21 protein-coding genes and 1 pseudogene are annotated in these 22,711 nt (G+C 65.4%); 9 read left to right on the top strand and 13 right to left on the bottom strand.

What is annotated here, in order from left to right:
- Window positions 1-39: 39 nt before the first annotated feature.
- Entirely contained in the window at window positions 40-837 is a 798-nt protein-coding gene (locus AC5Y2L_RS03975) for a PaaX family transcriptional regulator C-terminal domain-containing protein (RefSeq protein ID WP_499936383.1), read from the bottom strand.
- 60 nt (window positions 838-897) lie between these two features.
- On the opposite strand from AC5Y2L_RS03975, the gene AC5Y2L_RS03970 reads away from it, so the two are divergent.
- Window positions 898-2,073 carry an aromatic ring-hydroxylating oxygenase subunit alpha gene (locus AC5Y2L_RS03970; protein ID WP_499936382.1) on the top strand — a complete coding sequence of 392 codons (1,176 nt, stop codon included), beginning with the start codon at window positions 898-900 and terminating at the stop codon, window positions 2,071-2,073.
- Between the two features lie 79 nt (window positions 2,074-2,152).
- Here AC5Y2L_RS03970 and AC5Y2L_RS03965 read toward each other — a convergent pair whose 3' ends face one another.
- The 4 genes from AC5Y2L_RS03965 to AC5Y2L_RS03950 form a co-directional block, all read right to left on the bottom strand.
- A complete protein-coding gene (locus AC5Y2L_RS03965) occupies window positions 2,153-3,349 on the bottom strand; it encodes an ATP-binding protein (RefSeq protein ID WP_499936380.1) in 1,197 nt (398 codons plus the stop codon).
- 289 nt (window positions 3,350-3,638) lie between these two features.
- Window positions 3,639-4,724 (bottom strand): anhydro-N-acetylmuramic acid kinase, encoded by a 1,086-nt coding sequence (locus tag AC5Y2L_RS03960; RefSeq protein WP_499936378.1) that lies wholly within the window; start codon window positions 4,722-4,724, stop codon window positions 3,639-3,641.
- A gap of 27 nt (window positions 4,725-4,751) precedes the next feature.
- Window positions 4,752-7,040, bottom strand: coding sequence for a heavy metal translocating P-type ATPase (locus AC5Y2L_RS03955; RefSeq protein WP_499936377.1), 2,289 nt, complete (start codon window positions 7,038-7,040; stop codon window positions 4,752-4,754).
- Window positions 7,041-7,052: 12 nt separating this feature from the next.
- Window positions 7,053-7,925 carry a DUF8832 domain-containing protein gene (locus AC5Y2L_RS03950; protein ID WP_499936375.1) on the bottom strand — a complete coding sequence of 291 codons (873 nt, stop codon included), beginning with the start codon at window positions 7,923-7,925 and terminating at the stop codon, window positions 7,053-7,055.
- Window positions 7,926-8,077: 152 nt separating this feature from the next.
- On the opposite strand from AC5Y2L_RS03950, the gene AC5Y2L_RS03945 reads away from it, so the two are divergent.
- The 3 genes from AC5Y2L_RS03945 (at window position 8,078) to AC5Y2L_RS03935 (ending at window position 9,594) form a co-directional block, all read left to right on the top strand.
- Window positions 8,078-8,494 (top strand): helix-turn-helix transcriptional regulator, encoded by a 417-nt coding sequence (locus AC5Y2L_RS03945; protein ID WP_499936374.1) that lies wholly within the window; start codon window positions 8,078-8,080, stop codon window positions 8,492-8,494.
- Between the two features lie 40 nt (window positions 8,495-8,534).
- Window positions 8,535-8,960 (top strand): VOC family protein, encoded by a 426-nt coding sequence (locus AC5Y2L_RS03940; RefSeq protein WP_499936373.1) that lies wholly within the window; start codon window positions 8,535-8,537, stop codon window positions 8,958-8,960.
- Between the two features lie 160 nt (window positions 8,961-9,120).
- On the top strand, window positions 9,121-9,594 hold the full coding sequence (locus AC5Y2L_RS03935; protein WP_499936371.1) for an SRPBCC family protein: 474 nt from the start codon (window positions 9,121-9,123) through the stop codon (window positions 9,592-9,594).
- A gap of 1 nt (window position 9,595) precedes the next feature.
- Here AC5Y2L_RS03935 and AC5Y2L_RS03930 read toward each other — a convergent pair whose 3' ends face one another.
- Window positions 9,596-10,150 carry a pyridoxamine 5'-phosphate oxidase family protein gene (locus AC5Y2L_RS03930; RefSeq protein ID WP_499936369.1) on the bottom strand — a complete coding sequence of 185 codons (555 nt, stop codon included), beginning with the start codon at window positions 10,148-10,150 and terminating at the stop codon, window positions 9,596-9,598.
- Window positions 10,151-10,366: 216 nt separating this feature from the next.
- Between AC5Y2L_RS03930 and AC5Y2L_RS03925 the strand changes: the two genes are divergently transcribed.
- Window positions 10,367-11,953 carry a flavin-containing monooxygenase gene (locus tag AC5Y2L_RS03925; protein ID WP_499936367.1) on the top strand — a complete coding sequence of 529 codons (1,587 nt, stop codon included), beginning with the start codon at window positions 10,367-10,369 and terminating at the stop codon, window positions 11,951-11,953.
- Here the strand turns inward: AC5Y2L_RS03925 and AC5Y2L_RS03920 are convergent.
- The 7 genes from AC5Y2L_RS03920 to AC5Y2L_RS03890 form a co-directional block, all read right to left on the bottom strand.
- Window positions 11,940-12,668: a hypothetical protein gene (locus AC5Y2L_RS03920; protein ID WP_499943576.1), complete on the bottom strand. Its 729-nt coding sequence runs from the start codon at window positions 12,666-12,668 to the stop codon at window positions 11,940-11,942. The genes AC5Y2L_RS03925 and AC5Y2L_RS03920 overlap by 14 nt on opposite strands.
- The gene (locus AC5Y2L_RS03915; protein WP_499936363.1) at window positions 12,665-13,426 is read right to left on the bottom strand and encodes a hypothetical protein; all 762 of its coding nucleotides are present in this window, start codon (window positions 13,424-13,426) and stop codon (window positions 12,665-12,667) included. The genes AC5Y2L_RS03920 and AC5Y2L_RS03915 overlap by 4 nt, the downstream gene beginning before the upstream one ends.
- Before the next feature lie 109 nt (window positions 13,427-13,535).
- The gene (locus AC5Y2L_RS03910) at window positions 13,536-14,366 is read right to left on the bottom strand and encodes an SDR family oxidoreductase (RefSeq protein ID WP_499936361.1); all 831 of its coding nucleotides are present in this window, start codon (window positions 14,364-14,366) and stop codon (window positions 13,536-13,538) included.
- A gap of 76 nt (window positions 14,367-14,442) precedes the next feature.
- On the bottom strand, window positions 14,443-15,738 hold the full coding sequence (locus tag AC5Y2L_RS03905; protein ID WP_499936360.1) for a calcium:cation antiporter family protein: 1,296 nt from the start codon (window positions 15,736-15,738) through the stop codon (window positions 14,443-14,445).
- 308 nt (window positions 15,739-16,046) lie between these two features.
- The gene (locus AC5Y2L_RS03900) at window positions 16,047-16,865 is read right to left on the bottom strand and encodes an SDR family NAD(P)-dependent oxidoreductase (protein ID WP_499936358.1); all 819 of its coding nucleotides are present in this window, start codon (window positions 16,863-16,865) and stop codon (window positions 16,047-16,049) included.
- A complete protein-coding gene (locus tag AC5Y2L_RS03895; RefSeq protein WP_499936357.1) occupies window positions 16,862-17,287 on the bottom strand; it encodes a nuclear transport factor 2 family protein in 426 nt (141 codons plus the stop codon). Before AC5Y2L_RS03895 ends, AC5Y2L_RS03900 begins: the two co-directional genes overlap by 4 nt.
- Window positions 17,284-18,336: a zinc-binding dehydrogenase gene (locus tag AC5Y2L_RS03890; protein ID WP_499936355.1), complete on the bottom strand. Its 1,053-nt coding sequence runs from the start codon at window positions 18,334-18,336 to the stop codon at window positions 17,284-17,286. Before AC5Y2L_RS03890 ends, AC5Y2L_RS03895 begins: the two co-directional genes overlap by 4 nt.
- Window positions 18,337-18,455: 119 nt before the next feature.
- Between AC5Y2L_RS03890 and AC5Y2L_RS03885 the strand changes: the two genes are divergently transcribed.
- From AC5Y2L_RS03885 to AC5Y2L_RS03870, 4 genes and pseudogenes are all read left to right on the top strand, one after another.
- Window positions 18,456-19,298, top strand: a complete 843-nt coding sequence (locus AC5Y2L_RS03885; protein ID WP_499936559.1) for a helix-turn-helix domain-containing protein — start codon at window positions 18,456-18,458, stop codon at window positions 19,296-19,298.
- 36 nt (window positions 19,299-19,334) lie between these two features.
- The gene (locus AC5Y2L_RS03880) at window positions 19,335-20,723 is read left to right on the top strand and encodes an MmgE/PrpD family protein (RefSeq protein WP_499936557.1); all 1,389 of its coding nucleotides are present in this window, start codon (window positions 19,335-19,337) and stop codon (window positions 20,721-20,723) included.
- Window positions 20,724-20,829: 106 nt separating this feature from the next.
- The gene (locus AC5Y2L_RS03875; RefSeq protein WP_499936354.1) at window positions 20,830-21,600 is read left to right on the top strand and encodes a DUF2127 domain-containing protein; all 771 of its coding nucleotides are present in this window, start codon (window positions 20,830-20,832) and stop codon (window positions 21,598-21,600) included.
- Window positions 21,601-21,609: 9 nt separating this feature from the next.
- Window positions 21,610-22,458, top strand: a pseudogene (locus tag AC5Y2L_RS03870) (SDR family oxidoreductase).
- Window positions 22,459-22,711 lie beyond the last annotated feature (253 nt).

Raw genomic sequence — 22,711 nt, 5'->3', positions numbered from 1 at the left:
ACAGATACTTCCTACACCAACGCCTATAGACCGGCTCCTTCAGGTTCGGCGATAGGCGCTGTTCATTCGCCGCTTGAAAGCATCGTCGAAGCGACGGTAGGTGTCCCGCAACATGCGGCCCGGCCAGCGGGCCGGAATGAGTTCGACCGGCAACTGCGGGTCGAGCTGAAGATGCCGGACCACGGCGATCGACAGCGCAAACTGATCGGCGAGACCTTCGGCCGAATCGGTGCGCTTGTTGCGACGCAGTTCGACGTTCATCGCCTCGATCAGCACCCGGGCATCGGCTGCCCATTGGTCCAGGCAGAACAGCGACCGCAGCTGGGATGGCGAAATATCGGTGGCGGCGCCGTGGAAGTGGATGCACTGCTGATCCAGTACCGCTCGTGATCCCGGAAGCCGTTGGGCGTCAAGGTTATCCGGGCGTAGCCAGACGCCCTCGCGAAGCTCGGCGAGATGCAGCGCGATGGCCGCCTTCCGAAGCTCGAGTCGATCTGCCGCAGATCGGCGCTCCAGCGAAACGATCGCCAGTTCCCAGGTTCCGTCCCACTTGACTGCGTCGTCCATCCGCGCTGCCTCGTCGACCCGCTCGCGGCGTTCCAGCAAGCGCCCGGCGAGCGCGTAGTTGCCGTCGTCGGCGCAGAGTTCACCGGCGGACACCATCCGCCACAGGCAGGTGCGGGCGGCGCCGGCGCTGATGCCGAACAGGGAGGCCACGGTGACGAGTTCGCCTACCGTGAGATGGGCCTCGTCGGATCCCAACAACGCCGACGCAAGCACGGAGCGCGCGCTGAGTGGCCGGTTGCCGATCAGCTCCTTCACCCGGGATTGCGCCACCGCGATACCGTATCACTAAATCATTGACGCGTGGCGATAACAGTGTGATACTGACACACCATGAGCTTCGCGACGAAGTCGTCCGCGCCGCCGGTTGCGGACGATGTGGAAATCGTTCGGCGGATTCTCGCCCACATCGACGCCGGCACCACCGACGAGGGTGAAGCTTGGTGTGAGCCCGTCGAAAACTACGTGAAGCCAGGACGTTTCGCGGCGGAACTACGTGCGCTGCGCGCGATGCCCAGCGTGTTCGTGCCATCGGCGACCATTCCGAAACCGGGCGACCACGTCGAACGATCCGTCTTCGGAGTGCCGCTGTTCGCCGTTCGCGGACGAGATCAGCGGGCACGCGTGTTTCGCAATGCCTGCCGGCATCGCGGTGCCGTGCTCGTGGAGGGCGCGGGGTGTTCGCACGCGCTGGTGTGCCGCTACCACGGCTGGACCTACCGTCTGGACGGTTCGCTCTCGCACGTGCCCCACGCGGACGCCTTTCCAGATCTGGACATGTCGGCGCGCGGTTTGGTCGAGGTGGAGAGCCACGAGGTGGACGGCCTCATCGTCATCGGCCCGCTGCAGCCCGGCGGGGACGACCGGGGAGCCGACGAAGCGCTGGCCTGGCTGACGGATGGTAGCCCGTGGCGCGACAAGCTACGCCCGGCGCAGCAGCTCGTGTATGTGGATTCCACTCTGCGAGCGATGAATTGGAAGGTGCTCGTCGAACAGTTCCTGGAGGGCTATCACATCCGCTCAACCCACAAGGACACGTTCTACCCGCTGCAGTACGACGATCTGAATGTGGTCGAGTTCTTCGGGCCGAATTGCCGTATCGCTTTCCCGTACCGCAATATCGAGCGGCTGCGAGACCGTCCGGAGAGCACCTGGTCGGCGGATGCGCGGGTGACCTACGTGTATCACCTGTTCCCCAACGCCATGTTGGCGACGTTCCCAGATCTGGTGCTGCTGGTCGTGATCGACCCGGTGGACATCGACCACAGCATGTTCACCGTGTATTCGATGGCCAAAGCCGAGCTTGCCCAACGCGCTGCGCTCGATCCGCCGGTCAACCCCGCCGGTACGCTGGTTGCGCGCGGCGCCGTGGAGGACAACGAAATGTCGGCGGCCGTCCAACGGGGCTTGCGCTCCGGCGCAAATGAATTCCTCGAGTTCGGACGGCACGAGAGCGGGATCGGGCACTTCCACGCCAATTTGGTTGAGCGCCTGGATCGATTGACCTAGCCGCTGGTTCCGACCAAACCCGTTTGCCGGATCAGACCTGGTCCACAACAGATTCCGATGATTAGCGATATATCCCGACCTATTGCGCGGCTCGCCACAGGGTGTCGATCGGAAGTGCGCGCAAGCGGTCGCCGAAGGGTAACGAATGTTGTCCGGTATAGAGAACGAACCCGGCAACGAATCGGTCACCGAGTCGGTCTTGGAGGTGGCGGAGTCCGGCGAAATCGTGTTTGTGAAGGGTTGCACCGGCTTTGACCTCGATGCCGATGATCCTTCCGTCGGCGGCTTCGAGGACGGCGTCGACTTCGACTTTGTCTTTGGTGCGGTAGTGCCACAGGGTGGCGCGTTCGTCGCTCCAGGTGAGTTGGCGCTCCAGTTCCATGAGGACGAAGTTCTCGAGGACGGGTCCGGCGGCGCCGCCGGGGTCGGCGAGCCTGGTGGGTCCTTGCCCGAGCAGGTGACATAGAAGTCCTGTGTCCACGAAGGTGAGTTTGGGTGTGCCGATCGCGCGGTGGGTCCCGCCGCCGGACCAGGCCGGGATCGTCTTGATGAGGAATACGGTTTCAAGGAGCGCCAGGTAACGGGTGATCGTGGAGCGGTGAATGTCGAGTTCGCCGGCGATGGTCGCGGGCACGAGGAGGTTGGCGCTGCGAATCGCTAGAAGTTGCAAGAGTTTTCGTAGTTGCGGGGTCCGCTCGATGGCGGAGATCTCTTGCACGTCGCGTTTGATGAGTGTGTCGAGGTAGCTTTCGAAGAATGCGGCACGGCGACGGTCTGTACGGCGGACCGCTTCGGGGAACCCGCCGATCGCGGCGCGCTCGATGTAGTCCCGGCGACGCAGACTCGAGTCGTGGGCGAGCTGGGGTCCGTCGGCGAAAGCGGCGTCGATGAAGCGATCAGGAGTGTCTGCGATCTCGCCCTGGGAGAACGGCCACAGCTCGATGGTTTCCATTCGCCCGGGTAGAGCGTCGGGCAGTGATTTCAGCGCGAGTACGTGTGCCGAGCCGGTAAGCAAGAACCTGCCCGGCCGAGGATCGGCATCCACATCGGCCTTGATCGAAAGGAAGAGCCCCGGTGCGCGCTGCACTTCGTCGATGACAAGCAGCCCGTCGTGTTCGACAAACCCGACAGGATCATCCTGCGCTGCGCGCAGCGCAACGGGATCGTCCAAGGTCAGATAGCGAACCGGATGCTGCGTCGCGGCTACGACCTGTGCAAGAGTGCTCTTGCCGGCTTGACGTGCGCCGTTGATCGTGACCACGCGGGTATCGTTCACTGCCTCAGCTACCGTGACCTGGGCTTTCCGGGTGACGAGTCCAGATTTCGCGGCGCTTGACATATCGCCAATATCCCAGATGTGCGCACTTGGCCGCAATGTGCGTGCGCACTTGGCCGCCTGATTGCTGCACATCTGGTCGATTGAGCTCTGCGCGGTTGGACGTACCTACCGTGGCCGGCGGACTTTCAGCTCAACGACACCAGGGCGCATTCGGCACGGCGCTCGATCTGGTGTGAGGGCCTTGCGCACGGTGGTGAAGATCGGCTCGGCCGCGTCGACTTCCACTTCACGCTGTTCGGATCAGCAGGCCGGTGGGCGGAGCGGCCGGTGGTGGCAACGCGAGCGGCGCGTCGCCCGGAGAGATTCGTCCGAGCACATGCGGTCCGGTGAGCAACGGCACCTGGTGCCAGACAAGGAAGCCGATCAATGCCATCAGGTAGGCCTCCTTGGCCGGCGCCGGCAGGCCGCGTTCGTCGCTGATGACGATGGGGAGGCGGCGCTGCAACGCGCCAAGCAGCGCCGGGTTGCGGACGCCGCCTCCTGACGCGACGACTTCGGCGGGCGCGTACGGCGCGAGCGCGTCGGCGACGGTGATCGCGGTCAGCTCCGTCAGCGTCGCCAGCAAGTCCTCTGGCGAGAGATCAGGCAGGTCGCCGAGGTGGAAGTGTTCGCGGCCAGTCGATTTCGGCGGCGGCAGCGCATAGTAGGGGTCGTCGAGCAGGTTTTGCAGCAGCGCCGCGTCCGGAGTACCGCGGGCGGCGAGCCGACCGTCCTCGTCGCTGGCCCGGCCGCGCGTGCGACGCGCCGCCTCGTCGAGCAGGCAGTTGCCCGGGCCGGTGTCGAAAGCGACTGGGGGACAGCCGCTGCGGACGATCGTCACGTTCGCGATCCCGCCGAGGTTGAGCGCCGCGCGCGTGTGCTCGCCGCGCAGCCACAGGTCGTCGACTATCCCGGCCAGCGGGGCGCCGTGGCCGCCGGCGGCGATATCGCGCGCGCGGACATCGGAGATCACCGGCAGCCCGGTCGCCTCGACGATCCACGCGGGCTGCCCGAGCTGCAGCGTTCCCTTCGCCTCGCGGTCGTGCACCCAGTGGTGGACGGTCTGCCCGTGGCTGACGACGAGGTCGGCGGGCAGCAGCTCGGCGGCGAGCTCCGCCGACGCCTGGCCGATCAGCTGGTCGAGCGCGCACAACTCGGCCGCCGTGGTCGGGCCCAACGCGGCGTGTAGCCGTGCGCGCACTTCGTCCGGCCACGGCCGCTCGACATGCCGCAGCGGCGACATCGCGACCACACCGCCGTCCCATTGGAACTCCGCCACCGCCGCGTCGAGGCCGTCCATCGACGTCCCCGACATCAACCCGACGACCTTCATGTGCAGTCGAGCTCAGGCGCGTTCATGTCACGCCTCCTGTGCCCCGAGCGGCGGGCTCTCCTCCCTGATACCGCTTTTGAAGTTGCGCAGGCGCAGGCTGTTAGCGACCACGAACACGCTGGAGAATGCCATGGCCGCGCCGGCCAGCATCGGGTTGAGCAGTCCCAGCGCGGCAAGCGGAATGGCGGCCAGGTTATAACCGAAGGCCCAGAACAGATTTGACTTGATGGTGGCCAACGTCCGTCGAGAGAGCCGGATCGCGTCTGCCGCGGCGCGCAGATCGCCGCGCACGAGCGTCAGGTCGGCGGCTTCGATCGCGACGTCGGTGCCGGTGCCCATGGCCAGCCCGAGGTCCGCGGCCGCCAGCGCGGCGGCGTCGTTGACGCCGTCACCTACCATGGCGACCACCTTGCCTTCGGCTTGCAGACGCTGAACGGCCTCGACCTTCCCGGCAGGGAGCACGTCGGCGATGACGCGGCCAATGCCGACCTCCGCGGCGATACGATCCGCCACGGTCTGGTGGTCGCCGGTCAGCAGCACCGGTGTCAGCCCCAGCCGCTCGAACTCCCGAATCGCCTCTGCGCTGGTCGGTTTAACGGTGTCGGCGACTACCAGGATCGCGCGGGCGCGGCCGTCCCAGCCGACGGCGACGGCGGTCTTGCCTTCGCCTTCGGCGCGAGATCTCGCGGCCGACAACGGCGAACCGAGCCGTAGGCCCCAGTCGGCCAGCAGGCTCGCGCGCCCCACGACGACCGCGTGCCCGTCGACAATTCCTTGCACGCCTTGGCCTTTCACGTTGGCAAATTCCGTCGGCGTGGGCAGCGCACCGAGTTCTGCCTTGGCGCCCTTCGCAATTGCCTGTGCGATGGGATGCTCGGAGGCATCTTCCAGGGCTCCGGCATAGCGCAGCACTGTGGCGCGGTCGGTGTCTGGTGTGGCGATCACCTCGTCGAGAGTCATTTTGCCGGTGGTGACGGTGCCGGTTTTGTCGAGCACGATCGTGTCGATTGTGCGGGTGGATTCCAGCATCTCGGGTCCCTTGATCAAGATCCCGAGTTGAGCGGCGCGTCCCGTGCCGACCAGCAGCGCGGTGGGAGTCGCCAGCCCGAGCGCGCACGGGCAGGCGATGATGAGCACCGCGACCGCGGCCGTCAGCGCCGCGGTGACGGGAAAGCCGGCGCCCAGCCACGCCCCGAAGGTGGCCACGGCGATGGCGACGACGACGGGAACGAACACCGCGGAAATGCGGTCGGCGAGCCGCTGCACCTCGGCCTTGCCCGATTGGGCCGCCTCCACCAGCTTGGCCATCTGCGCCAACTGAGTGTCCTCGCCGATCTTGGTGGCGCGCACCACGAGGCGCCCGCCGGCGTTCACCGTCGCACCGGCGACCGCGTCACCCTGACCGACCTCGACCGGCACCGACTCGCCGGTAAGCATCGAGACGTCCACTGCCGACGAACCCGAGACGATGGTTCCATCGGTGGCGATCTTCTCGCCCGGCCGCACGATGAACTCGTCGCCCACCTTGAGCTGCTCGACCGGGATGCGGGCCTCTGCGCCTTTACGCAGCACGGCGACGTCCTTGGCGCCGAGCTCCAGCAGGGCGCGCAACGCGGCACCGGCGCGCCGCTTGGCGCGCTTCTCGAAGTACCGCCCGGCCAGCACGAAGAGGGTCACGCCCGCGGCCACTTCGAGGTAGATGTTGGCGGCGCCGTCGCTGGGCCTGACGGTGAGCTCGAAGCGATGGCGCATACCCGGTTCGCCGGCCGTCCCCAAAAAGAGCGCATACAGCGACCACACAAACGCCGACAGGGTGCCGACCGAGATCAGGGTGTCCATGGTCGCGGCGCCGTGCTTGAGGTTGGCCCAGGCGGCGGCATGGAAGGGCCGGCCCGCCCACACGACGACGGGTGCCGCCAGGGCCAGGGACGCCCATTGCCAGTAGCGGAACTGCAGGGCCGGGACCATTGCCATCAAGATCACCGGGGTTGCGAGCACCGTCGCGGCGATCAAGCGGTTCCGCAGCGATCCCAGCTCGGCTTCTTCGGTGTGCTGCCCGGCCAGTGGTAACCCATGCTGTTGCGGCAGTACCGCCGTGTAGCCGGTCTTTTCGATCTCGGCGATCAGCGCCCGCGGGTCATAGCCGGGTGGGACCGTTACGGTCGCCTTTTCGGTCGCGTAGTTAACGGTCGCGTCGACCCCGTCGAGGCGGTTCAGGGTGTTCTGGATGCGCATTGCGCAGGAGGCGCACGTCATTCCGGCGATCTGAAGCTCGATGTTGTTCATCGCGGCGGGAGATCCAGTCATCTCGGGCATGATCGCATTCCTCTACTGATGCGTGGTCAGCGCGTCGACGACGAACTGGGCGGTGTGCATCTGACCGTCGACCTGGAAGTCGAGGTAGAGCAGGTATCGGCCGGGCGTGGGTGGTTCCGCGGTGAACGCGATCTTCCCGCCTCGTTGCGCCGCAACGGGCTCGGTCTCCCGGGGATGCGCGTGCAGGTAGGCCAGGTCGCCCTCCCGCAGGATGACCAGGTGACCGTAGGTGCCCAGGTAAGGCTGCACGGTGACGGGTGTGCCGTCGCGGGTGATGGTCGCGGTCAACGTCGATGCGGTGCCCGCCGCCAGGCCACCGTCGATGGCGACGGTGAATCCGTCGACCCGACTTATCGTCGAGGGCGTCCATGGTCGGTGCGGCGTCACCGTGCCCTCGACGTTGATCGTGGCGGACAGCACGGTGTTCTTGCCCGCGAGGGTGCCGGTGCTGGGGACGAAATCGGCGAAGATGCGGTATGGACCCGCGGCATCCCACGCCCAGGGGATCGACCACTGGCCTTCGTCGTTCATGGTGGGATGCACGTGACGAAACTCGGTGCCGTCGCTGCGCACCACGATCAAATGCAATTTCTTGGTGTCCTCGGTTTCGAACTTCGTCACCGGCACGCCCGCGACGGTCTGGATCCGAAACGAGAGGACGCCGCTGGATCCGACCGTTGGCGGGGCCGTCACCGCGCCCAGCATCAGGTCGCCTGCGCTGAGCGAAACTCCACGCACCGGCTCGGTGCCGTTTCCGCGGCCGGCGTTCGCTGCCGGGGACGTCGTGGTGTGGTGTGGAATCAGCGCGCCGCCGACCATGAATGCCGCGCCGAACACCGTCGCCAATCCGACACCGAACAGCGCGAGTTTGTTTGGTGTCTTCATTCCGCTCCTCGAAGTGACGGTGCCCGGCTTAGCCGCCGCTCAGACCCTTAATACCCCTAGGGGGTATAGACGTCAAGTTTGACCAGTGCGCCCATGATCCGCCTGCCCGAAACGCGCAAGCAAATTCGGTTACTGACGGCGATACTGGGCAGGTGGCGCAGATACCACCCGCCCGCCACCTGCTGCGGGCAAAGGATTTCGTCGACGCGCGGTACGCCGACCCCATCACGGTTGAGGATCTAGCGGCCGCGGCCGGATTGTCACGGGCACATTTCAGCCGGATGTTCAGCCGCACGTTCGGCGAAACGCCGCGGGCCTACCTGCAATCGCGCCGGCTCGAGCGGGCGGCAGCACTGCTGCGATACACGGATCGCTCTGTCGCCGATATCTGCGCCATGGTGGGACTAAAAAGCCTCGGGACCTTCACAACCAACTTCGCCCGGGTGTATGGCCTGTCGCCGGCCGCGTACCGGGCCAGCATGCCGCCGGCGAGTGTGCACGCGCGGATCCCCAGCTGCATCCTTGCCCGAGACACCCGCCCGGTGTCGGGGAGCAAGACAGCACATTAGAAGAAGACGAGCGACGGTCACCGGCCGTAACGTCGGCCTCATGAAGATCGCCAGCGCCCAACTGTGGGTTCATGATCAAGAAGTCGCGTTGAAATACTGGACCGAAAAGGTCGGCATGGAGGTGCGCGAAGACGTCACGGTGCCCGAGTTGGGCAATTTCCGGTGGCTGACCGTTGGGCCCCCGGGCCAGGACAGCCTGTCGCTCGTCCTGATGGCAGTCCCCGGCCCGCCGATCATGGACGAAAATACTCGCGAGCAAGTGTTGAACCTGGTTGCGAAAGGCTTCGCGGGCACCGTGTTCCTCACCACCGAGAATTGCCAGGCCACCTATGAGCAGTTGAAGGCTCGCGGCGTCGAGTTCACCGAGCCTCCGCACGAGATGCCATACGGCATCGACTCCGGGTTCCGTGATCCATCCGGCAACAGCGTGCGACTCACTCAACCGGCCGACGTGGTTGGCGCCTAACGCTGGCCGACCCGCTCGCGGCAACGCATGTCGTAATGGAACCGACTGTGCTGCAGCAGATCTCGTGAGTGTCCGGCAGCGGCAAGCCGATCGGGGTAGAAAGACCAACCCGGCGAGGCGTAGCGTCGATTCGGCGCTGTTGGACACCGAAGGAGCCATGATGACTGTGACCGTTGTCGACGCTGGACCCCGGCGCGTTTCTAGGTCGGTTGAAGTGAACGCCCCGGCCGCCGAGCTGTTCGCGATGGCCGCCGATCCGCGGCGGCACAGCGAACTGGATGGCTCTGGCACGGTTCGCGACAACATCAAAGCACCGGCGGAACTGGTTGAGGGATCGAAGTTTTCGACCAACATGAAGATGTTCGGCCTGCCATATCGCATCACCAGCACGGTGACCGCGCTCAAGCCGAACGAGTTGGTCGAATGGCGCCACCCGTTAGGCCATCGCTGGCGCTGGGAATTTCAACCGATCTCCGCGACGTCGACGCGGGTGACGGAGACGTTCGATTATCACGACGCAGGCGCCGTGAAGAACGCACTGAGATATTACGAACTGATGGGTTTCGCGAAAGCCAACGCCTCTGGTATCGAGGCCACGCTGGCCAAGCTCCGTGACCGATACGCAGCGCAGTAGCTCACGACGGATCGGCGGCGTTCCACGGGACGACGCCGGAGACCCAGTGGCTTAGTTGATCCACCTGGTCGTTGCGATGCAGGTGCCGGGGCGGTGTCGCGAAGGTGGAGTACGGACGGCAGCGGATGACCACGCGGTTCTCCCGATCGCACATCGCTTCGACGGACGGGCGTGCCTCGTCCGAAAGCGGCTCACCCGACATTCGGCCGGCCACGGCCATCATCGCGTCCACTGCGAGTTCACGCTCTTCGTCCAGCGTGGCGTCGGCGTAGACCTGCAGGTAGCTGAACGGCCATCGCTCGTCGAGCACGCACAGGCTGATCTTGCCGTCACGTTCGACGCTGCGGGCCTTGCCGCGGCCGGCCATCGTTGACACCAGCAATTCGTCTGTGTCGGTGGGAATGTAGTAAACGATCGACATCGCCGGGCCGTCATTGCGCCGACGGTAGCCGTACACGGCGGTGCGGTGCGTGCGCACGAATTCACGACGCTCGGAGGGCAGCATGTCGCGATCCGTCGGGGCGGTATAAGGCTGGGCGGCGAGAGGTAGCAGCATGACGCCAAAGATATAGGCGCAGCCCCCGGCGCACTGTCTGGCAAGGGGCGATGTCGATCGCCCCGCGAGGTGGCCGCTCCTGCGGTGGAGGAGGCGTCGGGACCCGACCTATATGATCAAGCGACTGAGAGTCGGGCTGACCTAGAGCGGAGTTCATGCCTTGACCGACGCCGTTGGTTTGACCCGCGACGTCGATGCGCCGCGCGATTTCGACCGATGAAACCGCGCAGACGGTACCTGATCGGCCGGCTGCGAGCCGCGACACGGCGTCGACGACCACCCAGGGTGGCGATCATCGGCGCGGGCTTCGGCGGGCTGGGCGCTGCGGTCGCGCTGCGCCGGGCAGGTATCGACGACCTAGTGATCATTGAAGGCAGCGACGGTGTCGGGGGAACCTGGCGGCGAAACACTTATCCCGGTGCCGCCTGCGACATCCAAAGCCACCTGTACTCGTTTTCCTTCGCGCCCAACAAGTCCTGGAGCCGCACCTACGCCAGGCAACCGGAGATCCTCAGCTACCTCGAGTCAGTGGCTGACGACTTCGACCTGCGCCGCCATCTGATGTTGAACACCAGCGTGCACACGGCGCGGTGGAATACGGACACCTGCCGGTGGGATCTGCGCGTTGACCGGGCAGGTGGCGAGGCGACCGTAACTGCCGACGTAATCGTCTGTGCCGTAGGGCTATTCGGATCGGTTAAGCTTCCCGACATCCGCGGCCTGACCGACTTCGGCGGGGCGCTGATGCACACCGCGCAGTGGGATCACGGCATCGATCTGGCCGGCAAGAAGGTGGCGGTGATAGGCACCGGCGCCAGCGGTGTGCAAGTGGTTCCGGAGCTTTCCCGAATTGCCGCAAGCCTGAAGGTGTTTCAGCGCACCCCGCCGTGGATGGTCCCCAAGGATGATCGACCTTACAGTGCAACGGAATTGGCGAGATTCCGGCGCGACCCACTGGCCGTGCGCCGAACCCGCTGGAAAATCTGGAAGTTCCAGCATGACAACACCGCGACCATGGCCGACGACCCGGTGGTCACCGCCCGCAGCCATATCGCGACCTCGTTCCTCGAGCGCACGGTGCCCGACGAGCGGCTACGTCATGCGCTGACGCCCGACTATCCGTTCCGCTGTAAGCGGGTACTGCTGGGCGACGACTACTACCGGGCGCTGCAGCAAAACCATGTCGAGTTGATCACGGACCCGATCGACCGGATCACGAAGACGTCGATAGTCACCGCACGCGGTCGGGTTGTTGACGTCGATACGATCGTGCTGGCCACCGGATTTGAGACATCGCGCTATTTGTCGGGCATCGACGTCATTGGCGTCGGCGGTCAGCACCTGCACGACCGGTGGGGCGCTGACCCCAGCGCTTATCTGGGCGTAGCCGTCAGCGGATTCCCGAATTTCTTCATGCTCTACGGGCCCAACACCAACCAGGGCGGCAACTCGATCGTCTATATCCTGGAGGCCGCCGCGCGGCTGGTGGCCAGTGCGGTGAGCCGGGTCGCACGCCGGGGCGGATATCTGGATGTCCGGCCCGAGGCCGAAAAGCGTTACAACGACCAGCTTTCCGCTGACCTGGAGCGCAGCATCTGGACCCGGTGTGACAGCTACTTTCGCTCACCCAGTGGCCGTATCGTCACGCAATGGCCGTACACGGAGTTGGAATACGCGCGTCGGACCTGGCGGCTTCGGCCGCGGGACTGGGTCCAGCACAACCCCGCGAGCAGACGTAGAATCGCCCAAAATCAGCTTGAATTAGGGGATTTCGCGTCTGTTCGCGCCGTCAAGTCCCCGTGAGGCGGCGCAGGGTGTTGTCGAAGAGCGTGTCCAAGAGGTGCTGGTTGCCGGTGCTGGCGAAGCCAATCAGGATTAGACGCGACACCCGCGCGTAAGAGAAGTATTCGGTCCGCAGCACACTGGGCGGCTCATCGCTCGATTTGATGGCGACCGATATTCGGAAACGCTGAGGTCCGTTAGCCGGGCGAGAATCCTCGAGCACGCGGACCGTATGAATGATGGTCTGCGCGTAGGTGAATCGCGCACAGCCTGCGACGCGACTGATCATCGCATCGAACCCGGCACGGTTGAATTCACGTGCGAGCGACAGGCGGATGTCGCGCGGTTCGAAACTGTAACTGGGTGGACCGGCAGGGTCAGCTGCGGCGACCTCCGCATCGGCGCTGGTGCCGACCGCGAGCTCACCCACGTTCTCACACTCGGCGGGATCAGCGCCGAGCCCCTCGTGAAACGGTTGCTGCCTGAAGTACCCGAACCGCTCATACCGCGTGTCGGCCTTGACGGTCCAGGTGGCGGGAAAATCACCCGGCTTGGGAAGCAGGTCGGCCAATTGCTGATCGCTCAGGGCGGCCAGTCCCGGTGCGATCGGTTCGGCTGGTTGAGGCCGGTTGTGGTGCCAGCCGCGGGTGAGTGTGGTGATCAGCACCGCCGCGATCGCGACCATGCACAACGTGACCGCGATGAGCCGCGGCCGCCAAGGTGGGTCGGCGATCATAACGCGCGCAGCCTTTGCAGAGTCTCGACAGCACGTCGATGTACCAGATTGCGGCCTGGGCCATCCATCTGGTAGGCGGTGCATTCCACGATGACGCCGCGCACGGCGTAGTAGGTGACGTAGTAGGTCGATGACGGCTTGCGACCGCTGACCGGGGCAAAGGTTCGAATTACCGACACGGCCGCGTCGGCGCCGTCGGCGGACCGATTTTCCACCACCGTGTGCACGTTGCGTTCGCTCTTAAGCGTGCCGGAACCGTCGTAGTTGGTGACGTGGTAGGAATCGCAGCGGCGCAGCCAGTCGACATAATTCGCGATCAGTGCCGGACCGCTGGCGCCAACCCAGATGGCCAACTGGGCTCTGGGCCCTTGTTCATCAAGCTCGCCCGTCGCGTCGGAATCCATGAATGCGGCGGCAGCCACCTGCAGACGGGTATACCGATCGACGCTGACCTCGGGGCCGAAGTCCGAGTCGGAGTGATTCAGAATCTTCGGGATGTTGGTGCATGCGGTCGGTGCGTAGACCGCTCGCGGAACGCCCGGTTGCGGCGTGCTGGTTGCGTTCGCGTGAGACACTCCGGTCCGTCGTAATGGCCCGGAGATGTGGTAGCCCCAGTCGGCCGGGAAGTCGTTGCTTGCGGGCAGAGCACCGGCAAGCACCCAGTTCGAGCGCGATTCCAGGCTGGTGACATGGGACGGAACCGCCAGCACGACTACCCCGCAGGCCCCCAACACCGCCAGAGCCAACGCGCCTACCACCCGCGGCCACGGTTGACCTCGGCAGCCGCCCCGTTCACGTCGCGCGAGCAGACGCAAAATCGCCCGATTACCGTGGTTTTCGGGCGATTTCACGTCTGCTCGGCACCGATTACCGCGCGCTGGCACGGGGATTTCCCGCTTTTACCGCGGCGACCACGCCGCCGTCGACCAGCAGGTCGGTGCCGGTGATGAAGGGTGCGTCCGGGCCGAGCAGGAATGCGGTTGCCGCGGCGATGTCGTCGGGAGTTCCCATCCGGCCGGTGGCGGACATGGCGATCATCGCGCGCATGCCGTCGCCGACCGGGGAAGCCAGTTCCTGATGCGACATCGGTGTCGAGATGATACCGGGACTGATCGAGTTGATCCGGGCCCCGCGGCGGCCCCACTGGGCACTGGCGGCGCGGACTCGAATTTGGTTGGCGTGCTTGGCGATCGGATAGGCGAATGCCTGCTCGGTGATACTTTTGACAAAGTCCAAGTGCAGCAATTCGGCTGGTGGGCTGTGCGCGAGCGCATGTTCTTGCTCGGCGGACAGCGGCGGAACCAGATGGCCCGCCATGCTGGCGATCACCACGCCGGCGCCACCGGGCGCGACGACCTCGCCGAATTCCTGCAGCACCAGCGCGACGCCGAGTAGATCGACGGCCAGGATCGCTTCGGCGGAAGCCTGCGCCACCGACAGCCCGGCGGTGTGTGCCACCTGGGTCACGTTGCCGAGGGAGGCTGCGTACTGGGCGAGTTCGTGCACCGACTCCGCTGACGCGACGTCGACGCTGCAGGTTTTCACGTTGTGGCCATCCGCGGACAGCGATTCGGCCGCTGCGGCCAACGTCGTTTCGTCGAAGTCGGCCAACAGCATCGTTTTGCCGGCGCCCAACCGGCGGGCGATCGCCTTGCCCATGCCTCCGACGCCGATGATGGTGAGCACGTCCGCAGCCACTCCAACCTCCGAACCTGAGGCGAATCAAGTCAACTGGCGATGCTATACAAGCCGGCTGGGCGCTCCCGCGAGTCGGCTATGCCACCAGATCCGCCTGGAGTGCGCGCTCGCAAGGTGGGCCGTTATGCCGAATGGCCGTCCCGATGAACGGCGCCTTGACGGTTGTGACCAGGTAGCGCCGGTTGACGACGAACCCGATGATTGCCAGCGCCGTGTAGACACCGCAGAGCAGCAGTCGGCCATGCGGGGACGCGACGGGGAACTGGACGAGGAACAACGCCAACAACGCCCAGGCGCTGGAACGATGGAAGCGCAGCGCCAGGATGAGCGCCACACCCATCAGGGTCTGAGTCGCGGTCAGCAGCGTTTCCTCGACCTGACGGGAGTCCAGCGCGAGCGAGAGTTTTCCACCGCCCAGCAGATGGGCGATCGGGAGCGATCCGATCAGCAGCGTCCACTGGTTGACCTTCGACGAGATCAACGTGGCAATGGCGGCCGCGCCCTTGCCGCGGGCGGCGAAGATCGTCGCGACGATGAACTCCGGCGCTTCGGAGGCCAACGGGGCCAGCCACTGCACCAGCAGGAACCGGTCGACGCCCAGCTCGGTCCCGGCGGCGACCAGGTTGTCCGCGAACGGTTTGGCGCACAGCAGGATCACCACACCGGCGACCGCGAACAGAGTGAATACCGCGATGCGCCGGGCGCGCACCGGCAATTCCGCGATGGCGGCGGCGGTGCCGATCAGGTCGGGCTCTTCAACGTCGCCGTGGCTGACCTTATACAGGTAGAAGCCGAACCACGCCAGCAGGGCCAACCCGAGCATGAGGTGGATTTGGCCGGCTAGCGGTACGAGGAACGCGGCCACCCCGGCGATCAGCAGGAACCCGAGCTCCACCCGGTTTGCCGGCTGCAGCGCCAAGCCCGCTTTGCCGCGGGCACCCACCCGCCGTGCCACCACGATGCCGACCAGCACCACGACCGGCCAGCCCAGCCCCATCAGCAGTCGGTTGGACCCGGTCATGTTTGCCGTCGCGTACTGGGTGTAGTCCGGGTTGTGTCCGGAGGCGTAGGCGTAGTAGAGGTCGACGGCATATTCGGGGAGAACCGCCACCAGCGCGAGCACTGCGATCGCCAGGCCGCTCGACACGTCGATCTGGGCGGCTTCGGCGGCCCAAGCGAGCAGGAAGCTGGCCGCCACCACCGCGGCCCCAAAGATTACGAGGGCGACGAGTGGATTCGGGTGCAGGCCGAGGATCCGCGTCGCCACCGCTGGGCCGATGAAGGCGCCGGTGCACAGTGCCGAACGGGTCAGGATGCGCCACGGCGGGCGAGACTTCGTCGTCGCGACGACGGCCCGGTCGGTGGTGATCAATTCAGGTCCTTCAATTCGCGACATATGACGGTCGGCGGGTGGACGTTTCGGCGTGCGGTCCTGACGCACAGTGCTCTAACGTACCCGTGTGTCGCCAGTCCAGCAACGTTGCGGGACGGGTAAGCGACGGCATCTGCGATGCTATCTTTGCTGCTCAGACTGGTCGATCTTGAAAGTTAGGGCGTCCTGATTCAAAGTTTTGGCAAACCTTCCTGCGCGGAAAACGTCAACATCCACTACGACGTGCTGTTCACGTCGAAAGTTCCGCCCGGCTCCGGGCCGGTGTTGATTACCTGGCGTGCGTCGGGCTAGCCCGCAGGACCCATCGCGGCGGCGGCCGCCTGCGCGAACAGTTCGACGGTCTGGTTGCGGGTCAGGGAACTCGTCAACTGCTCGGCGGCGCGCATCATGTCGCCGGCGAACCAGGTGGGGCCGTTGCCCAGGTTTTCAAAGGCCTCGGCGATAACTTCGTCCACCGTGCCCGCACCGGGCGGCGCCTCGTCGAGCGAACCTATCTGGCCCCGGCTGTATTCGAGCGCCCGCAGGGCGGGCGTATCGGTCTTGCCCAGGATCAGCCCCAGGACGTCGACTCCCTTGTCGTGCAGTTCGGCCCACAGCGCTTCGGCGAACACCATGTCGAAAGCCTTGGAGGCGCCATAGGCGGCGATGTTGGCACCACCAGCCAACCCGGCGCCGGATCCCAAGATGACGATGCCGCCGCTGGCCCGCTGGACCATCGACGCCGCGAAGTGATGGCACAACCGCATGAGCGTCATGCAGTTGCGTTGCACCATCGCCTCGGCGGCCTCGATCGGCGTGGCAAGGAAGGGCCGGTAGTTCGGATCGGCCCCCGCGCAGTACACCAGAAAACCGATCTCCAGGTCACGGGTGGCCTCGGCGACGACGGCCGCTGCGTCCGGCCGGGCGAGATCGACCGCCAGCGTGCGGGTTTGCACCGACCACGCTGAATTGATCTCCGCGGCAACCTGATTCAACACATCGTGCCGACGGGCGAGCAATACGACGTTGACCCCGCGCTCGGCGAGTCCATTCGCGAAAGCTGCACCGAGACCGTCGGAGGCTCCGGCGACCAGCGCCCAGGGGCCGTATCTCGTTGCGAACGTCATCGTCCTGTTCCTTCGTTGCCCACCGTGGTCAGCCGCACCTGGGTGTACTTACGGCGTGCAATGCGCCAGCCGATGGCGGTGCGGACGATCACGTCGTCGTAGAAACCGATTGCATTGACGCCAGATCGGTTGTCGGCGGCCATGATCAAGCCGTCGATATAGGTGCGCGCGTCTGCCGTGTCGCCGTGCAGAGTGATAGCGATATTGCTCAACCGGTGCATCGTATGACCCGCCAGTGCGTGGACCCGCTCCATGAAGTCGACGACGGCATCGACGCCGTTCCAGCTGCCGATCTCGCCATAGTCGAGTTGGCAGTCGTCGGTGAACACGGTGCGAAACAGCGGCCAGTCCCGGCGGTCGATGCCGCTGGCGTAGCGCACCAGCAGATCGGAAATGTCCTGGCGGTCGTCGCGTTCAGTCATGCAATGTCCCCATTGGGATGGACCACGATGCGTGGCGGTCCGTCGGACCTGCGGGCCAAGTCAAGAGCCTCCGGCACTTCGTCGAGGGTGATGATCTTGCCGACACTGGGTAACGGGTTCAGGCGGCCCGACGCGATGGCGTCCAGGGTTCCGTACCAATCCTGCGGGTGTGGCCCGCCGCCGAATTGGATGGTGACGCCGTGGCGGGTCGCGGTGGTGATATCGAGGGTGTCACCCGTATACCAACCGCCCGCGCAGTAGATTCGGGTGCCCAGCTCGGCGGATTCGACGATGTTCTGGATCAGGCCGGCTGCCCCGACACACTCGAAAACGACTGCCGGGCCGGGCAACCCGCGTTGGGCCCGAACCTCCTGGAACGCGTCGAATGGCCCGGTCTCGGCCGGATCGACGACGATGTGCGCGCCGAAGCAATCACGGGCCAGTTCGCGACGGTCGGACTTGTAATCAGACACGATGATCGGCTCGATACCGCGCACGGCCAAGGCGGCGACCGCCGAGAGGCCGATCGCCCCGGCGCCGATGACGATCGCGATTTCACCGGATTGGATGTCCGCCGAGCGGACGTAGAACTCGCCGACGGCGAACGCGTCGGTCAATGCGACGGCATCGCTGGAGACGTCGCCTGGAACGGGTTTGGCCGCCGCCTCCGAAACCACAAGCAGCTCACCGAAACTCCCGGGTGCCTTCGGATGCTGGCCGATGATCCGCAGGCCGCCGGCACCGCCGTCGATCAGGCGCACCGGCATGGCGGTAACCCGGGAGCCGACGGCGAACTGCCCGGTGCAGCCGGGTCCGTGCCCGAGCACCTCGCCGACGAACTCGTGACCGAGCACGATGTCTTGGTCTGGGTCATACAGTGAGCGGCCGGTCGGGTCGTCCAAACCCAGTTCCGGGTGGTCCATGAAGTGCACATCAGAGGCACAGATCGCGGTGCTCAGCGTGCGCAGCAGCAGCTCACCCGGCCCGGGTTCGGGATCCGCCGTCTCGCCGACGCGTAGCCGACCATCTCTCAACACGACGGCGCGCAACGAATAGCTCCCAATTCTCGGATATTCGATATAACATTTCGAATGTTGGAAATTACTGTATGAACCCGGTAGGAAGGAGTCAAGCCATTCGCGGGTCTCCGTCGGCGCCGACCGCTCGGGTGCTCGACGTTGTCGAGCTGCTGGCACGCTCGGGAAACAGGCAGCTGCGATTCTCCGACATCGTGCGCGAACTAGGGCTCACCCAGGCGACCGCACACGCGATCCTGAAAACACTGTGCGACCGCGGATGGGCCAGCCGTGATCCGCTGGCCAAAACGTTCGCCCTGGGTCCGGCACTGGCTGTGGTGGCCGCCAGGACGGACATCGCCCGACCGCTCACGCACGCGGCTCGTGCTGCGGCGCTACGACTTTCCGGCGATTTCGGCTATGCCGGCTCGGTGGTCGAGCGATACGGTGATTCGTTGGTGGTCACAGCATTCGAGGGTGAGCCGGTCACCGAACCGTCCGGAATACCCGGTGATCGCATTCCGTATGCCCCACCGTTCGGCGTCGCTTTCGCCGCCTGGGACAGCGACGAAGGACAGCGCGAGTGGATCCGTCGGGGCGCGGGAAACAACGGCGATCGCGCGCAGCGACTGCGGGACGTGTTAGTGCGCACTCGCGAGCGCGGATTCGACATCGACTGGACCACGCCCGCCCTGGCGCAGGCTGCCCAGCTGGTCGGCACGCTGGACAGCCACGAGGTGCCGGCCCCGGTACGCCAGATCATGGACCAGCTGCTCGCCGAGTTCACCACCATCGGCTTTCTTTCCGACGACAACCCCGGACGCCGCAAGCAGCCGGTGGTGACCATCGCCGCGCCGGTATTCGACCATCGGCAGCAAGTCGCCCTGATCGTGGCCGTGCATCCGCTCTGCGCCCTGAGCGCAAAACAGATTCGCTGCATCGGCAAGCGGCTCACCGAGGAAACCGCCGCGATCACCAAAGCGACGCAATCATGACCGGCAAGGAGGAAAGCCATGGCGGATAACCATGTCGTGGACGATCTTGCCGCCTTCGTCGTCGACGCAGGACAGTCGGATCTCGCGGCCCGGTCTCGGAAGATGTTGAAGCGCAACGTGCTTGACAGTATTGCGTGTGCGGTGGGCGCGCTGGACGGCGAACTCATTCCGCAAATCCGCGCGCACGCCGAGCAGTTCAGCGGGCGCGCGACGGCCACGCTTGTTGGCGGCGGTCGCGCATCGGTGGATCAAGCCGCGTTCTTCAACGCGGTACTAGTGCGTTACCCGGATCTGCTCGACACCTATCTGACGGTCGGTGGGCTGTGTCATCCGGCCGACAACTTCGGTGCGGTGTTGGCCGTCGCCGAACACGTGAACGCGCAGGGCGCCGATTTCCTGTTGGCCCTGGCAGTCGCCTATGAGGTCCAATGCCGGTTCAGCGCTCAGGTTCCCGTCATGGCGCGGGGGCTGAATCATGCACTGCAACTGGCGATCTCGGCGGCTGCCGGGTCGGCTAAGCTGCTCGGCCTCGACGCCGGGCGCACCGCCGACGCGATTGCGGCGTCCGCGGCCGACAATGTGTCGCTGGCGGCGGTGCATGCCGAACCGGTCTCCAATTGGAAAGGCATATCGCCGGCCATCACCGGGATGCGCGCCGTATACACGACGATGTTGGCCGGTCGTGGTGTCACCGGGCCCAAGTCGCTGTTCGACGGTCCGCAAGGTTTGGCGCAGCTGTTTGATCTACCAATAGATTTCCACACTTCCGACCGGGGACTGACCGCGGTTGACAAGACCTACCTCAAGCAGTACTGCGCACTTATCCACGGGCAGGCCGTCATTGACGCAGTCTTGGCAATCCGCAACGAGAACGAGCTCAACGGTGACGAGGTGGAACGGGTGCGCCTCGAAGTGTTTCAGGGTGCCTACGACATCGCAGGCGGCGGAGTCTATGGCAGCAAGGATCATCCATGGACCAAAGAACAGGCCGACTACAACCTCAAGTACCTGAGTGCGGTCGCGTTGCTGGACGGTGCCGTCGGGCCCGAACAGCTTGAGACTGAACGTGTCCGGCGCGGGGACGTCCAAGACCTGCTGGCCAGGGTGGACGTCGAGCCGGCAGCTGACTTGACCGCGGACTATCCGCAACGCACCGGCGCCCGGGTGTGCGTGGTTACCCGCGACGGACGCGAATTCACCCGCGAGCAGTCTGATTACGAAGGCTCGTCCACCCGGCCGCTGTCCTGGGAGCGGGTCGTCGAGAAGTTCCACTGGCTGGCCGAGCCGTTCTGCGATGAAGCCTTGCGCGCCGACATCATCGCCGCGGTAGACCAACTCGACGACATACCCGTCGCCGACCTCGCCCGGCTGCTCGGCGCGGTGAGCCGTGACCCGCAACGACCACGCCGCAGGCAGAGGTTCTAGCGGGTTCGCCCCGTCGGCCGCCGAACGCGCGTCCTCTTGCGCCGTTCGGCGCCCGCATTGAATGATCGGCACATCCGGCCAGCAGACGGCCAGCAGAGGAGTGCACGTGGCAAAGAAGGAAAACCGGATCGGCAACCGCTGGGAGCTGATCACCTGCGCGCTGTCCGGACACGTCACCTACGCGCCCGACGAAGAGGCGCTCGCCAAGCGGCTCACCGGCACCACCGGACTGGGCGAAGTATGGCGCTGCCTGCGGTGCGGCGACTTCGCGCTCGGTAAGCCGCAGGGCCACGGCCACGCCGATGAAGCGCCATTGATCATGCGCGGCAAGGCTTTACGCCAAGCCATCATCGTTCGCGCGCTGGGAATCGAACGCTTTTTCCGGGCGATTGTGTTGGCACTCGCCGCCTGGGCGGTGTGGAAGTTTCGCGGCGCACGGGGGGCAATTCAAGCCACCCTGGACCGCGACCTGCCGATCTTTCGGGCCGCCGGATTCAAAGTCGATCAGATGTCTGCCATACATGAGCTGGAAAAAGCCCTGGCGGCAAAGCCATCCACGTTGGCCCTGATCACTCTCCTGCTGGCCTCCTACGCCGTCTTGCAGGTCATCGAAGGCACGGGTCTGTGGCTACTCAAGCGGTGGGGTGAATACTTCGCGGTGGTCGCCACTTCGATCTTCCTGCCGCTGGAGATCTACGACCTGACCAGAGGCATCACCATGACGCGGGTAGTGACCTTCACGATCAACGTGGCCGCGGTGATCTACTTGCTGGTCTCCAAGCGGCTATTCGGTTTGCGAGGCGGGCGCAAAGCTTACGACGAGGAACGGCGCGGTGAGCAGCTTCTCGACGTCGAGCGCGCGGCCATGAAGGCGTGACCCGCGAGCATGGGCATATATGCGGTAACCGGCTCCGCATCCGGCATGGGTCGCGAAACTGCCCAACGGCTGCGCAACGACGGCCACTCGGTGGTGAGCATCGACATCAAGGACGCCGACGTCGTCGCCGACTTGTCGACGCCCGACGGGCGTCGCGAAGCTGCCGAGGGTGTCCTGCTGACCTCGTCCGGCAGGCTGGACGGCGCGGTGCTCGCCGCCGGTCTGGGCCCGAGCCCGGGCCGGGACCGAGCCCGCCAAATTGCCCAGGTCAACTACTTCGGAGTCGTCGACTTGCTTTGCGCGTAGCGACCGGCGCTGGCTGCCGCGCAGAAGGCAAAGGTCGTGGTGGTCGCCAGTAACTCGTCGACGACAGTGCCCGCAGTACCCAGACGAGCCGTGCGAGCCCTGCTGGCGCACGACGCCGACAAGGCGGTGCGTCGGGTCAAAATGTTCGGTACAGCCGCACCGGTGATGATGTATGCGGCGTCGAAAATCGCTGTCAGCCATTGGGTTCGGCGCACTGCGGTGCTGCCGGCATAGGCAGGATCGGGCGTGCGGCTGAACGCGCTTGCGCCAGGTGCCATCATGACGCCGTTGTTGGAAGAGCAACTGTCGAACCCCAGGGAGGACAAGGCGGTCCGGTCATTCCCGATCCCCGTCGGCGGGTTCGGCGACGTTGCGCAGATGGCCGACTGGATGTGCTTCATGTTGTCGGATGCCGCGGACTTCCTTTGCGGCAGCGTCCTTTTCGTCGACGGCGGCACCGATGCGTATTTCCGGGCCGATGACTGGCCAAGGCCCGTGCCCGCGTATCGGATGGTGGGCTATCTGCGTCGATACGCTCGGCGCCGCGGGTGACCACGCAGCGGATGCCGAGCCTGGCAGCTTGTGACGGCATCGCGGCAGCGACCGACGCTGTGTGGGACACCACACCGTTGCGTTGCGCGGTGTTTACCCACGCGCGGCATGATCGTAAATCATCCGCGATGAAATTCATTGCAGCGCGCCACTTTCGAAAGGACTACGCTTGTGCAGACTATCGAGGCCTGGACCAGCCAAAGCCCTGACAACCTAGCAGCGGTCGCGCCGATGAGGGTTCGAGCATGTGGCG

This window comes from Mycobacterium sp. NGS66, assembly GCF_059812225.1.
This window is presented reverse-complemented; position numbering and strand designations above follow the sequence as displayed.

Bases quoted from the DNA above. Each gene is read 5' to 3' on its own strand.
- AC5Y2L_RS03970 (WP_499936382.1), top strand. From the start codon at position 898: ATGAGCTTCGCGACGAAGTCGTCCGCGCCGCCGGTTGCGGACGATGTG.
- AC5Y2L_RS03960 (WP_499936378.1), bottom strand. From the start codon at position 4,724: ATGAAGGTCGTCGGGTTGATGTCGGGGACGTCGATGGACGGCCTCGAC.
- AC5Y2L_RS03955 (WP_499936377.1), bottom strand. From the start codon at position 7,040: ATGCCCGAGATGACTGGATCTCCCGCCGCGATGAACAACATCGAGCTT.
- AC5Y2L_RS03950 (WP_499936375.1), bottom strand. From the start codon at position 7,925: ATGAAGACACCAAACAAACTCGCGCTGTTCGGTGTCGGATTGGCGACG.
- AC5Y2L_RS03940 (WP_499936373.1), top strand. From the start codon at position 8,535: ATGAAGATCGCCAGCGCCCAACTGTGGGTTCATGATCAAGAAGTCGCG.
- AC5Y2L_RS03935 (WP_499936371.1), top strand. From the start codon at position 9,121: ATGACTGTGACCGTTGTCGACGCTGGACCCCGGCGCGTTTCTAGGTCG.
- AC5Y2L_RS03930 (WP_499936369.1), bottom strand. From the start codon at position 10,150: ATGCTGCTACCTCTCGCCGCCCAGCCTTATACCGCCCCGACGGATCGC.
- AC5Y2L_RS03925 (WP_499936367.1), top strand. From the start codon at position 10,367: ATGAAACCGCGCAGACGGTACCTGATCGGCCGGCTGCGAGCCGCGACA.
- AC5Y2L_RS03920 (WP_499943576.1), bottom strand. From the start codon at position 12,668: ATGATCGCCGACCCACCTTGGCGGCCGCGGCTCATCGCGGTCACGTTG.
- AC5Y2L_RS03900 (WP_499936358.1), bottom strand. From the start codon at position 16,865: ATGACGTTCGCAACGAGATACGGCCCCTGGGCGCTGGTCGCCGGAGCC.
- AC5Y2L_RS03895 (WP_499936357.1), bottom strand. From the start codon at position 17,287: ATGACTGAACGCGACGACCGCCAGGACATTTCCGATCTGCTGGTGCGC.